This is a genomic window from Streptomyces aurantiacus, assembly GCF_001418335.1.
Classification (GTDB): Bacteria; Actinomycetota; Actinomycetes; order Streptomycetales; family Streptomycetaceae; genus Streptomyces; species Streptomyces aurantiacus.
In genome coordinates, this window is record NZ_LIPP01000360.1 from 1 (window position 1) to 13,117 (window position 13,117).

The 13,117-nt window shown below is 69.8% G+C and carries 10 protein-coding genes and 2 tRNA genes; 3 read left to right on the forward strand and 9 right to left on the reverse strand.

Annotated features, from left to right (window positions below; translation table 11 throughout):
- Window positions 1-409 precede the first annotated feature (409 nt).
- Entirely contained in the window at window positions 410-1,138 is a 729-nt protein-coding gene (locus tag AOK01_RS35045; protein WP_055518861.1) for a 3'-5' exonuclease, read from the forward strand.
- 164 nt (window positions 1,139-1,302) lie between these two features.
- Here AOK01_RS35045 and AOK01_RS35050 read toward each other — a convergent pair.
- Together AOK01_RS35050 and AOK01_RS35055 are read right to left on the reverse strand one after the other, a co-directional pair.
- Window positions 1,303-1,374: transfer RNA gene (locus AOK01_RS35050), tRNA-Val, on the reverse strand.
- Between the two features lie 39 nt (window positions 1,375-1,413).
- Window positions 1,414-1,872 carry an SRPBCC family protein gene (locus AOK01_RS35055; protein ID WP_055518876.1) on the reverse strand — a complete coding sequence of 153 codons (459 nt, stop codon included), beginning with the start codon at window positions 1,870-1,872 and terminating at the stop codon, window positions 1,414-1,416.
- Window positions 1,873-1,960: 88 nt separating this feature from the next.
- On the opposite strand from AOK01_RS35055, the gene AOK01_RS35060 reads away from it, so the two are divergent.
- Window positions 1,961-4,519: an SCO7613 C-terminal domain-containing membrane protein gene (locus tag AOK01_RS35060; protein ID WP_055518862.1), complete on the forward strand. Its 2,559-nt coding sequence runs from the start codon at window positions 1,961-1,963 to the stop codon at window positions 4,517-4,519.
- Between the two features lie 77 nt (window positions 4,520-4,596).
- Here the strand turns inward: AOK01_RS35060 and AOK01_RS35065 are convergent, their stop codons facing one another.
- The 7 genes from AOK01_RS35065 to AOK01_RS35095 all read right to left on the reverse strand — a co-directional run bounded on the left by AOK01_RS35065 (window position 4,597) and on the right by AOK01_RS35095 (window position 12,351).
- Complete coding sequence (locus AOK01_RS35065) at window positions 4,597-7,344, reverse strand: exo-rhamnogalacturonan lyase family protein (RefSeq protein WP_055518864.1); 2,748 nt, start codon at window positions 7,342-7,344, stop codon at window positions 4,597-4,599.
- A gap of 85 nt (window positions 7,345-7,429) precedes the next feature.
- Complete coding sequence (locus AOK01_RS35070) at window positions 7,430-8,044, reverse strand: hypothetical protein (RefSeq protein ID WP_055518877.1); 615 nt, start codon at window positions 8,042-8,044, stop codon at window positions 7,430-7,432.
- Between the two features lie 25 nt (window positions 8,045-8,069).
- Window positions 8,070-8,993, reverse strand: a complete 924-nt coding sequence (locus AOK01_RS35075; RefSeq protein ID WP_055518866.1) for a carbohydrate ABC transporter permease — start codon at window positions 8,991-8,993, stop codon at window positions 8,070-8,072.
- Window positions 8,990-9,961: a carbohydrate ABC transporter permease gene (locus tag AOK01_RS35080; protein ID WP_055518867.1), complete on the reverse strand. Its 972-nt coding sequence runs from the start codon at window positions 9,959-9,961 to the stop codon at window positions 8,990-8,992. The genes AOK01_RS35075 and AOK01_RS35080 overlap by 4 nt, the downstream gene beginning before the upstream one ends.
- Complete coding sequence (locus tag AOK01_RS35085) at window positions 9,961-11,250, reverse strand: ABC transporter substrate-binding protein (RefSeq protein WP_055518869.1); 1,290 nt, start codon at window positions 11,248-11,250, stop codon at window positions 9,961-9,963. Before AOK01_RS35085 ends, AOK01_RS35080 begins: the two co-directional genes overlap by 1 nt.
- A gap of 522 nt (window positions 11,251-11,772) precedes the next feature.
- Window positions 11,773-11,844 (reverse strand) — tRNA-Val (locus AOK01_RS35090).
- A gap of 72 nt (window positions 11,845-11,916) precedes the next feature.
- The gene (locus AOK01_RS35095) at window positions 11,917-12,351 is read right to left on the reverse strand and encodes a TIGR02611 family protein (RefSeq protein ID WP_055518871.1); all 435 of its coding nucleotides are present in this window, start codon (window positions 12,349-12,351) and stop codon (window positions 11,917-11,919) included.
- A gap of 191 nt (window positions 12,352-12,542) precedes the next feature.
- Here AOK01_RS35095 and AOK01_RS35100 point away from each other — a divergent pair, with 191 nt between their 5' ends.
- The gene (locus AOK01_RS35100; protein ID WP_003959770.1) at window positions 12,543-12,956 is read left to right on the forward strand and encodes an SsgA family sporulation/cell division regulator; all 414 of its coding nucleotides are present in this window, start codon (window positions 12,543-12,545) and stop codon (window positions 12,954-12,956) included.
- The last annotated feature ends 161 nt before the right edge of the window (window positions 12,957-13,117 follow it).

Sequence of the window (13,117 nt, forward strand, 5' to 3'; positions counted from 1 at the left end):
CCCGTCCTCCGCCGCTCCGCCTCGTCCACCTGCACCGGTACCACTCCGGGCGCCCCGGTCAGCCGCCGGAATCCCCCGCGGCTCTCCAGGCGCCCGTGCACCCGCACCGGCGGCCCGACGAGATGGGCGTGCCCCCCCACCCCACCACCACCAGCGCCGGGGAAAGAGCTGGGACAGGGAGCAGCCCGCGGTCCCGTCCGCCCGGGCAGCAGCCCGCCCCGGTCGGGCTGCGCGAGCGTCATTCCTACAGCCTTCCGAATTTGGTGAACTCCCACGTCGGGTCGCTGAACTGCGAAGGCCCGTACCTCTGTTGACTCCTCCCGGCGTACGGCGCAAACAGCCCGGGTATCACAAAAAGGGCAGGGGACGGCGCGTCAACTGCCAGAGATAACCGAGGAGTTGTATGCGTATGACGTGCTGGTACGAGGGCCCCATGAGCGCGTTCGACACCGAGACGACGGGTGTCGACGTGGAGACCGACCGGATCGTGTCGGCCGCCGTCGTCGTCCAGGACGCTCCCGGCAGCCGCCCGCGGGTGCGCCGCTGGCTGGTGAATCCGGGAGTGCCGGTGCCCGCGGGCGCCACGGCGGTGCACGGGCTGACGGATGAGCATCTGCGGCGCAACGGCCGCTGGCCGTCGCCCGTGATGGACGAGATAGTCAGGGAGCTGGCCGACCAGAGCATGGCGGGACGCCCGCTCGTGGTGATGAACGCGCCCTTCGATCTGACGCTCCTGGACCGGGAGTTGCGCAGGCACCGGGCGTCGTCGCTGGACCACTGGTTCGAGTGCGTGCCGCTGCGGGTCCTCGATCCGCGGGTCCTCGACAAACACCTGGACCGCTACCGCAAGGGCGGTCGCACGCTCACGGACCTGTGCGCGCACTACGAGGTGGAGTTCCAGGAGGCTCATGACGCGGCGGCCGACGCGGTGGCGTCCCTGGAGGTCGTACGGGCGGTCGGGCGCCGTTTCGCGCTCCGCCTGGAGCGGCTGTCGCCGGCCGAACTACATACGCTGCAGGCCGTCTGGCACGCCGCGCAGGCCCGTGGCCTCCAGGCGTGGTTCGCCCGCAGCGGCTCGGAGGAGTCGGTCGATCCGGCCTGGCCCCTGCGGCCCGAACTCCCGGCGGCGGCAGCCTGACGCCGACGGGCCGGACCAACGGACCGGATCAACGGACCGGGTCAACGGACCAGGTCACACGAAAACTGGCGGTCAGGTCACACGACAAAGGCCGGTCCGGTCGCCAGAAACCGGCCTGGTCAAACAAAAAGCCGGTCCGTCTGTGACGGACCGGCCTTTCCCGGTGGGCGATACTGGGTTCGAACCAGTGACCTCTTCGGTGTGAACGAAGCGCTCTCCCACTGAGCTAATCGCCCGGGAACGCACCGAACAATACAGGTCTCCGTGCGTTTCCTTCAAACCGCTTCACGGTTGCCTCCGAGGTGGGCGACGAGCCCCCGCCGCCCCGCCCGCATCATCAGCGCGTGATTGGCGCGGAAGGCGGGCCGTCCCGGCACGGCGAGCCGTCGCAACAGCGGCTTGGTCACCCGGACCTCCTGGTCGTAGCGGGCAAGGGTGCCCGGTCCTCCGGCGGCGAGGGTCCACCGTGCCCAGCCGTCCACGTCACCCGTCATCGCGATCTCCAGGACGCCGGCCGCCCGGTCGCGGCGCACGTCCCGGGCGGTGAACACCAGGTCGTACGGCAGCACCGAGCGGATGCGGACGACCCCGCTGAGCTCGTCGACGCGCGTCACCTCACGCACCTGTGGCCACCACCTCGGATACCGCTCGACGTCGGCCAGCGCGCCGTAGACGTCGTCGAGCGGGGCGGCCAGGCTCCACAGGCTGCGGAAGCGGTAGTGCGTCCAGTCCATACGTTCCATGATCCGGGCCCGCCCGCCCGTGACAAGACCACGTAGGACGGACTTGTCGGATCTGAGTACGCCCTGAGTACGTGCGCCCATGCCGTACGGCGTGACCTGGCCCACACTCCAAGGCATGACTAACATTCCGCCCCCGGCCGAGGAGTTGCGGATCCTCGACCACGAGCTGTGGCAACTGGATCTGCGCCGGAACCAGTTGCTGGCCCGCCGGGCGTGGCTGCTCAACGTGCTCCAGTCGGCCGGTTCCCAGGCGGCCCGGTCCTGGGCCCAGGCCTCGGCCCCGACGCGCGCCGCTGCCAACTGGCCACCGCCCGCACCACTCCCCCGACCCGGACCCGGACCCCGCCGGCCGGAGGCCACGGCCCCCGGTGTGCAGAACGTGCTGCTCGTCCTCGGCGGCATCCTGCTGACCGTCGCGGCGATCGCGTTCACGCTGGTGAGCTGGGGAGACCTGGGCATCGCCGGGCGGGCCGCGGTCCTCGGCGCGGTCACCGCGGCCGCGCTCGCCGCGCCCGTGCCGCTGCTGAAGCGCGGGCTCCGCTCGACGGCGGAGTCGCTGGCGGGCCTGGGCCTCGCACTGACGGTGCTCGACGCCTACGCCCTGCACGAGGTCGCCCTCCCGGGGGTGGACGGCGCCGGCTACTCGGCGGTGGCGTCGGCGCTCCTGGCCGCGCTGTGGACGGCGTACGGCCGCGTCCTCGGTGACCTGCGCCTGCCGTTCCCTGCGGCCATGGCCGCGGCTCAACTCCCGCTGCTGCTCTGGTCGGTGGCGACCGGAGCGGGCGATCACACGGTCACGGCGGCGGTGCTGGCGACGGCCGCGTTCGACACGGTCGTGGCCCTCTCGGTGTCCGTCCCGCCGTCCGTACGGACCGTCGCCGCCGTCGGCGCGTACGGGGCCGGCGCCTGGAGCACCCTGGCGGCCGTCCTCCTCTCGTGGGAGGCCGACGGTCCGGGCGCCGCCGCCCGTGCGGCGGCGCTCCTCGTCCTCGCCGCGGCGATCGCGCTGGGGGCCGCGTGGCGTGCCCCCGAGGCGAAGGCCGCCCTGGGTCTGGCGTCGGCCGGCGGTCTGGTCGCCGTCGCCGCGGCCGGCGCCGTACTGCGCCCGGTACTGCCCGGCGCGTGGACGGTCGCGGCCTGTCTCGCCTGCGCCATCGCGCTGCCGGCCGTACGAGGCTCCTGGCTGCCCCGCACCGTACGCCGCGGCCTGTGGTGGTCCTCCGCCACGGTGCAGGCGCTCACCCTGGTGTGGACCCTGCCCGTGGTCGCCCTGGCGCTGCTGGGCCCGGCCGGCTGGGCGGCGCACGTGTGGTCCGGTGCGCCCTCGGACGCCCGCGCCGCGGTGACCGTCTCCACGTCCTGGCCGCCCGGCATGGAAACGACTCCGCTCCTGCTGGCCGCGGTCGCGGTGGTCCTGGCCCTGACGTTCCGGGGCGGCCCCCACCGACAACTCGCCCTGAGCGCGGCACTGACCCTGGCCTGGGCCACGACTGTCGTCCTGCCCGCCACGGTGGCACTCCCGTACTGGGCCACCTTGTTGACACATGGCGTGCCGGCGGCGGCAGCGCTGACGGCAGCGGCGTACGCTCCCGAACCCACACCCGAGCCCGCATCCACGCCCACGCCCGCACTCGCCGGTCACCCTCCGACGGCCGCTCGGCTCTCACCCGTGACCCTGCCCGTGACCGTGACGGCGCTCTGTCTGGCCCTCCTCGGCTCGGTCCACCTCGTCGCCCTCTCGCTGGCCTCCGAAGCCGCCACCCTCGCCGTCCTCGGAGGCCTGACAGCACTGTTCGCGACAGCCGCCGCCTGGCAGACGCCGGTAAAGATCCGGGCCGTCCCGGCAGCCGCCTCCCTGGCGTACGCCACGGCGCTCGCCTGTGCCACGGGCGCGTCCCTCGACTGGCAGCCGCACCACATCGCGCTGCTCGTCCTGGTGGTGCCGGCCGCTGCCGCACTGCTGGCGCCCCGGCTCGATGACGCCACCCTGAAGGTGTCCGTCGAGATCACGGGAGCCGTCGCGGGGCTGACGGCGACCGGCCTCGCGCTCGCCGAACCGCCCGTGCTCGCCCTCGTCCTGGCCCTGTGCGGCGTGATCACCGCGGGCACGGCCGTACGCCCGGACCGCAGGCAGGCCGGCTACGCGGCAGCCGCGCTGTTCGTGCTCTCCGGCTGGGTGCGGCTGGCGGCGTGGGAGATCGGCTCCCCGGAGGCGTACACGCTGCCGGTGACCGCACTGGCGCTGCTCGTCGGATACGCCCGCAGGAAGCGTGACGCGGACGCCTCGTCCTGGACCGCGTACGGACCCGGCCTGTCGGTGACGCTCGTGCCGAGCCTTCTGACGGCATGGGGCGACACGGACTGGCCGCGCCCCTTGCTGCTGGGCGCCGCGGCGCTCGCCGTCACCCTCGTAGGCGTCCGGCACCGCCTGCGGGCACCGCTCGTCCTCGGCGGCGGCACGCTCGTCCTGGTCACCCTGCACGAACTGGCCCCGTACGTCGCCCAGGCGGTCGGCGCACTCCCCCGCTGGGCGCCCCCCGCACTGGCGGGCCTCCTCCTGCTGGCGGTGGGCGCCACCTACGAAAAACGCCTACAGGACGCCCGCCGCCTACGAGAGACCCTGGGCAAGATGCGCTGACGGAAGTGAGGCCGCCCCCACCAGGGGGCGCCCCAGGGGCGAGGGGAACCGCGCGCCCAGCCCCCACCACCCGCAGATCACATCTTGTCGCCCACCAACGCCAGATTCTGAATAGCCGCCAACCCGTACAACGCCGTCGTGTTCGTGGACACCCACGCCGCCTCACTCCCGGCAACAAGCCCCGTCACCCCCTCCACCACCTTCGTGGACCAGTCCGTCGACTCCTTGTAGTCCCACGTGTCGGCACTGGAGTAGAACTGCCGCCAGGCCCGCGCGGCCAGCGCGTCGTCGCCCGACTCCACGGCCGCGTAGGCGTCCTGACGCGAGTGCCCCTGGAACAGCAGCAGACTCCCGAAGTCGGACCCGTAGCGCGCGGCCTGCTCGGCCTTCGTGGCGTTGAAGTAGCGGCAGTAGTCGAGCCAGGCCTCCTTGAACGCGGGCATGTCGATCTGGTCGATCAACTCGGCGTTCAGCTCGACCAGGCCGAACATCGCCGACAGGTGCGAGACCCCGACCACGGCACTCTCCGCGACAGCGAACCTCCCGGTGTCCAGGTCGTACAGGGCGCTGCCCTGGACGAACCCGTTGGGCTGGGCGGCGATGGTCTCCATCGTCGACAGGACCCGCGCCTTCGCCTTCTCCCACTTCGGCCCGCGCCGCTCCCACTCGGTGAGCCACGCGGACACCAGACCGCTCCAGTCGGTGCCGAAGCCGATCGAGAGGGCGCCCCGGTCCGGCTCGTACGGCTCGGTGCGGATCTTGCGGATCGGGTCGAGCACGAGGAACGTCTCGTCGGAGTCGACGTTGGCGTGCATGAGGTCGCCGACGCGTTCGTCCCCGGTGAGGAAGTAGTAGTAGCGGCGGTACGTGGTGTTGGCGATGCGCTGCTGCTTGGCGCTGTCGGCGTAGTGCTGGACGCCGTGCCGGGTGCCGAGGCCCGCCCACTGGCCCAGGTGGTAGACGTCGACCTCGCCGGTGTGCCGGGTCATGGCCTCCGCGAAGCGGAAGATGTCGGCGCGACCGGACCGCAGGTAGGCGAACCAGAGCCACAGGTCGGGCGAGAGCTCGGAGTTGTCCCAGGCGTAGCCGCCCACGTCGTAGCACCACTGGTGCCGGCTCGGGTCGTACGTGTGCATGATGTCGCCGTAGTCCCAGAAGCCGTACCAACGCCGCATCTCCACCTGGTCCTTGTAGTAGGTGAAGAGGAAGTCGAGGTGGTCCTCGATCTTCGCCTTGGCGGCGGTGGAGCGGTCCGGCTCGGCGAACAGCCGGCCGAAGACGCCCGCCTTGACGAGGTGCCCGGGCGGGGCGACGAGCTGCGCCGGAGTGCGTACGGCGGCCACCTGCTTCGCCATCGCCTCGGCGCTCGGCGTCGACTCGTGCGCCCAGAACAGGAGTTCGCTGGTGCGGGCGATGCCGTAGGGGGTGCCGAAGCCCGGCTCGTAGTCCTCGTAGGTGATGTTGAGGCCTTCGAGCTGTTCGGGGTAGGTGTCCTGGCCCATGCCGTCGTGGTAGAAGCGCAGGTCCATGGGCTGCGACTCGGGCGACCAGAGCCACAGGGTGACCTCGGCCTCGTCGGTCTGCGCGTCGCGGATGTCGAGTTGGGCGGGGTACTTCTCCCAGAAGTCCCGCAGCCCGAAGGCGAACCCGCCGCTCGCGCCGCCGACGTAACCGAAGCCGCTCGCGCGCCGGCCACCGCCCGCGCCGATCCAGCCGTGCCCCTTCTTCGTCCGCTTGCGGACCGTGAAGCCGTCGGCGGAGAGCTGGGAGAGGGTGTAGTCGCCCCATTCGGGGATGTACTGCAGCCGGGTGGTCACCCGCTGGTCCCAGGTCGACGGATCGGGCAGCTTCTCGCCCGCGAACTGGGCCGTCCGCACGGCCGCGCCCGGGTCCCGGCGCAGTCCGGTGACGCCCTTCACCGCCTCGCGCAGCAGTCCTGTCCCCTCACCGCCGATGCGGATGTGCCGGTCGTACGCGGCGTCGCGCATCGGCACCTTGAAGCGGACGCCGATGCCGCGGATGAAGTCGCCACCGGCCTTGCCGGGTTCCTGGGTGCCGTCGAAAGTGATCGTGTGCACCATGCGGAATGACTCGGCGCCGGCGTAGAAGTAGAGCCGGACCGAGAAGGGCAGCCAACTCCGGCTCCCCTTGCGGTGCTTGCCGTCGATGCGGACGACGGCGCGGACCGGCCCGTCCTGCTCGACCTCCACCTCCGAGATGACGCTGTCGAACCGCTCGTACTTCTCGGCGCCCTGGTCGCCGTCCTCGATCTCGGGCTGGCGCAGCAGTACGAGGCGGCCGTCCTTGGCGATCTCCGTCGAGCCGCGGGTGACGGACTTGACGAGGGTGGAGCCGCTCCTGCCGATCTTCGCGGTGATGACCCCGGTCGAGACAGTGAGGGTGCCGCCGATCCTGTCGACCGTGGCCCTCTTCTCCGGGGCGGCGGGCGAGCCCGCGTCGAGGGTGAGCTTTCCACTTCCCGCGCCCGGCCCGACCGCGTGCGCGGTCCACTTCAGGGAGCCGTCCGGCCAGTAACCGATCGGCCAGGACTGGACGGGCACCTCCTTGCCGTCGGCGTCGGTCAGCGCGAACGTCTGGTCCTTCTCGTACGCGCCCTTCGGCCAGGGCACGCCCACGGTCGAGCCGGGAGCCTCGCCGAGGCCGCCGTCCTCCAGCCAGTCCAGGGTCACCGGGTCCGCGTCGGCGGCCTCGGCTCTCGGGGTGGCGGCCTGCGCGTCCTGCGCGCCCAGGGCCCAGCTGAACTGGGCGGCGGCTCCGGCGACGGCTGCCGCCTTGAGGAGGGACCTGCGGGGGATGGGGGACATGGCCTTTCCTTTCCTTGCGAGGAGGTCAGGGGCATGACAGAGGGAGGCGCGACGCCGGGGCGCCGGCCTGGTCGCTCGTGGCTGGTCAGCGGCGTCGGCCGCGCTCCTCCACGGCGAGGGCCGCCGCCGCGACGGCCCCCAGGACGGGGATCGCCAACGGCGGCACGAACCAGGCGGACACGGCCACGACGGCCAGTCCGCCGACGAGCAGGAAGGACCCCGCGGGGTCGAGGACGGTACGGCGTCCGGCGGCGCCGAGCAGTTCCCGCCACCGGGCGCCGGGCTCCCAGACCGCCGCCGCCCGCAGCCCGGCGACGGCCAGCCCGATCAGCGCGAACAGTCCCACGGCCCCGACGAACGGGCCGCCGGGGATCCCGGCGCGTACGGCCTGGACGTCCACCCACACCGCGAGGGCCGCCGCCCAGCCGGCGAATCCGGCGATCCATCCGCCGCGCAGGGCCGCACGGAAGTCCGCCACGAACTCCCGCCAGCCGCCGCCCACGTGAGCCGTACGCCGTCGAAGGTGCCGGGACCCGGCGGCGAACGCGGCGGGGTAGGTGACCACGGGCAGCGAGGCCACCGCGATCCACACCCCGGTGAGCAGGCACTCGGCGAAGAGCCCGAACCGCTCGGCGAAGGCGGATTCCCGCCGGCCGCCGACAACAGCAGCAGCAGCCGTACGAGCCTTCGTACGAGCCATCGTGCGCGTCTGGGTCATGACCGGTTCAGCCCTTCAGACCGGAGGTCGCCATACCGTCGATCAGGTAGCGCTGGAAGGCGAGGAAGAAGGCCAGCACGGGCAGCAGCGCCACCAGCGACATGGCGATCATGCCGCCGTAGTTGGCGACGCCCTCCTGGTCGCGGAACATCATCATGCCGAGGGAGACGGTGTACTTGGCGGGCTCGTTGAGGTAGATCAGCGGGCCCATGAAGTCGTTCCAGGCGTTGATGAAGGTGAAGATCGCGCTGGTGATGAGGGCCGGCCTGCACAGCGGCAGCACGATCGACCAGTAGATCCGCAGATGCCCGCAGCCGTCGAGCCGTGCCGCCTCGTCCAGTTCCCTGGGCAGGTTGCGCATGAACTGCACCATGAGGAAGACGAAGAACGCCTCGGTGGCCAGGTACTTGCCGATCAGCAGCGGCACGTACGTATTGATCAGTTCCATCTTCTGGAACATCACGTACTGCGGGATGAGCAGTACGTGGTACGGCAGCAGCAGGGTGCCGATCATCAGCGAGAACATCAGGTTGCGCCCGGCGAACCGGATGCGGGCGAACGCGTACGCCGTCAGTGAGCAGGAGATCAGGATGCCGACGACGGAGCCGAGCGCGTAGAAGAGGGAGTTCTGGAAGAAGGTGGCGATCGAGATGTCCGCGATGCCGTCGGCGAGCCCCTTGAAGTTCTGGAGGATCGGGCTGGTCGGGAAGAGCTCCAGACTGCCGATGATCTCCCGGCTGGGCTTGAACGAGGCGCCGAGGACCCAGAGGACGGGGTAGAGGACGACGGCGAGGACGAGCAGGGCGCCGATGTGCCAGACGAGCGACCCGCCACGCTTGCGGCCGAGCACCGGTGACCCCTGCGGCCTCCTTGGAGGGGTGGCGGCCGTGTCCGTGCCGGTGCTCACGTCGCTGCTGGTCGTGGTGCTCATCGGGAGGCCTCCTCGTAGTGCACCCATCGCTTCTGGGACCAGAAGAGGACCGCCGTCACCAGCGCCACGGCGAGCAGCAGCATCCAGGCCATCGCGGAGGCGAATCCCATCTGGGCCTCCTTGAAGCCCTTCTGGTACAGGTAACAGGTGTAGACGAGCGTGGCGTCGGCAGGCCCGCAGCTGGTGTTGGAGACGACGTACGCCGAACCGAAGATCTGGAACGAGTGGATGGTCTCCAGCAGCACGTTGAAGAACAGCACCGGGGAAATCATCGGCAGGGTGATGCTCCAGAACCTCTTGAACGGTCCCGCGCCGTCCACCTCGGCCGCCTCGTACAGCTCCCTCGGCACCTGTTTCAGCCCGGCGAGGAAGATGACCATGGGAGCGCCGAACTGCCAGACGGTGAGCGCCACCAGGCTGTAGAGCACCCAGTCCGGGTTGCCGACCCAGCCGCCGACGTCGAGGCCGAAGAACGACTGCGTACGGTCCACGGCGGCGTCGTCGGAGAACAGCGCCCGCCACACGAAGCCGACGGACACGCTCGCGCCGATCAGCGAGGGTGCGTAGAAAGCGGCCCGGTAGAAGGCCTGCCCGCGCCGGCTCTGTGCGAGCAGCAGGGCGACACCCAGCGCGAGCAGCAGTTTCAGCGGCGTACCGATGACGACGTACTTCGCCGTCACCTCGACCGACTTCTGCCAGCGGGGATCGTCGAGCATCCTGGTGAAGTTGTCGAGGCCGATCCACTTCGGGGAGTCGAAGAGGTTGTAGTCGGTGAACGCGAAATAGAGCGATGCGGCCATCGGCCCCGCGGTCAGCAGCAGAAAGCCCGCGATCCAGGGCGACATGAAGAGGTAGCCGGCGAGATTCTCCCGGCGGCCCCGCCGTTTCACGGCGGCGGGGCGACCGGGACGCTTCTCCGGGGCATCCGGCGGAGAGTCCTTGATGAGCGTCGTCACTGCTGTTCCCATCAGGCCGCGAGGGCGGTCTTCGCCTCGGAGAAGAACTGCTTGACCGCGTCGGAGACCTTGGTCTTGCCCGTCGACATGTCACTGGCGATGCGCAGGAACGCGGCTTCCACGGTGTCGGCGCCCGACGGGTGCGGTGTGATGGTCCCGAGCAGTCCGGCCGCGGCGACGTCCTCCTCGTACTTCGCGATCGCCTGGTTGGGAGCGTCGGCCGGCTTGTACGCGTCGAACTGCTCGGTGGTGGAGAGGATGCCGCGGTCGTATCCCATGACCTTGCCGACCTCGGGGTCGTGCACCATGAAGTCGATGAACTGGGCGACTTCCTTGGGGTGCTCGGTCCGCGCGAAACCGCTCAGCATGAGCGAACCGAGGTACTGGCCGGTCTCCTTGCCGTCGGTCGTGGGGATCGGCGCCAGTCCGTAGGTGCTGTCGCCCTCCGTGGCGTAGCGCACGGTGAAGTTGTCCCAGGTGAACTCGGACGCCGCGTCGCCGGAGGCCAGCGCCGACTTGGGCTTGAGCTGTTCGACCTTCTTCGGGTCGGTGACGATGCCGGCCTTGACGCGGTTGTAGCCGTCCTGCCACCACTCCGTCAGGTCCGCCTCGTCGAAACCGAGTCCGTCCTCGGTGAAGAACGCCTTGCCGTTCTGCCGCAGACAGAGGTCGTAGAGATACATGATCCCGAAGTAGCCTGTGTCGCCCGCCACCTTCTGGGTGTCATGGATCTTCTTGAGCGCGCCGAAGTACTCGTCCCAGGTCCAGCCCTGCTCGGGTTCGATGCCGGCCTTTTCGAAGACCTTCTCGTCGACGACGAGCGACATGGTGTTGGAGCCGACGGGTATCCCGAGCAGCTTTCCGTCGACCTCGCCGACCTTCTCGACTCCGGCACGGAAGTTCTTGAGGCTCAGATTTCCCGCGTCCACTTGGGACTTGAGGTCGAGCAGAACACTTCTCTTGTCGTACTTCCGCAGAAACGCGACCGCGTTCTGGAATACGTCCGGTGGATTGCCGCCCGCGGCCTGGGTCTGAAACTTCTCCCAAAAGGCCACGTAATCCTGGAAGTCCGTCTTCACCTTGATCTTCGGATACTTCTTCTCGAAGAGCTTGATGGACTGGTTGATGCGCTTGGCCCGTTCCTCCGCACCCCACCAGGCGAAGCGGATCTCGACCGTCCCGTCTCCGGACCCGCCACTGTCTCCGCCGCAGCCGGTCGTCGCGGCCAGCCCGGCCGTCGCCAGCGTCGCGCCGGCCGCCTTGAGGACCGTCCGCCTCTCAACACTCCCGTTTTTACCCACAGTCGGGCCTCCCCGCGACGTCGCTGTCCGCTGCCATGAATCGTTTCAAGTAAGCGCTTGCTGGCACAAGCTACGGAGGCCCTCAGCGGGCGTCAATGACTCGGACAGGAATTGATGAGAAGCGGGCCGCGCGAGTGAGAGCGTGAACTGGGGCGAATTGGCCTTGGAGTTGAGTGACTGCGCAGGTAGGGCGGGGTGGGCCGGTCGACCGAACGCAATCATGAAAGGCGGTGGTCGAAGGCGGGAGGGCTGAAAGCAGAGGGGCGGGAGTTGTCGACCGGACCTCGGCATCCGCACGGAGGTACAGGAAGCCTTTCCTTCGCCCGGGTCCAGGGAACCACCGCCGGCACATCCACGACCGGCCCCCACGGCCCGCGGCCCCACGGTCCACCGACCGACGACTCACGGCCCACACCCGGCACCCGGCCATCGAACTTCCCGCACCGACGAGCAGGTGGCCCCGGAACAACGATAGGCGGCTCGGCCACGGAACTCGTGGACCTGAGCCGCCTATCGGCAACGTGGGCGATACTGGGATCGAACCAGTGACCTCTTCGGTGTGAACGAAGCGCTCTCCCGCTGAGCTAATCGCCCGGGCGCAGGAAGTAGGTTACCCCATGTCAGCGGGTATCCCGACCGGCCCGTGAGCACGCGGAGCGCCGCCCGCTACTCCTTGATGTTCCACGGCATCTCGATGCCGAACTTCCAGAGGTACACGCCGGCCAACACCGCGATGATCACCAGCCCGATGGACGTCAGGATGATGTTCCGACGGCGAACCTTCGGGTCGAGCGCCTTCTGGGTCGCCTCGGTGACTTTGCGTTTCGTCCAGCGGAGCACCAGCTGCGCCCAGACGAACTCGGTCGCCCAGATCGCCATACCGCCGAAGATCACCAGCCAGCCCGGACCGGGCAGGGGCAGCATGATCACACCGGCCACGACAACCGCGAGACCTACTACGAAGACGCCCACCTGCCAGCTCAGGTGCAGCATGCGGCGGGCCTGGATGAATTGCGGCGCACGGGACCCGAGTGCAGGCTCGCTCTTCGATTCGTCGGTCGCCATGGCGACCTCCCCCGTTCCGTCACTCCCCGTATTCATACAGCCAAACCCTACCGGACGGAAACCGGTCACCGGAATGGCCGTAGGGCACGAACGGGTACTCGGCCGGATGAGGTACCTAAAGACACGCAAAACACTCAGAGGGGTTTACAACGGCACCGTAGGTGGCATGTCGATTTCGCCGACGTGCGAATCCCCGAGCGCACACTGAGCGAAAGGCCCTGGCGCTTATGAACACCACGGTCAGCTGCGAGCTGCACCTGCGCCTCGTTGTGTCGAGCGAGTCCTCTCTGCCTGTCCCCGCAGGCCTGCGGTACGACACGGCCGATCCCTACGCCGTGCACGCCACCTTCCACACCGGAGCCGAGGAGACTGTCGAGTGGGTGTTCGCCCGCGACCTTCTCGCCGAGGGCCTGCACCGGCCCACCGGTACCGGCGATGTCCGAGTCTGGCCGTCCCGGAGTCATGGTCAGGGCGTCGTGTGCATCGCCCTGAGCTCTCCGGAGGGCGAGGCACTGCTGGAGGCCCCGGCGCGGGCCCTGGAGTCGTTCCTGAAGCGAACCGACGCCGCCGTGCCCCCTGGCACGGAACACCGGCACTTCGATCTCGATACGGAGCTCTCACACATCCTGGCCGAAAGCTAGGACGCGGCTCCGTACCAAGCCGCCCGGCGCCGTCCACTCGGGGAGACGGCTCGGGCTCAGACAACCGCATATGGATCACGCAGGCGCCGCCTCCGCGCAACCACGCGAAGGCGGCGCCTGTGCGTGCGCCGGCAGGCGGGCCGGCGGGCGGGCCGGCGGCC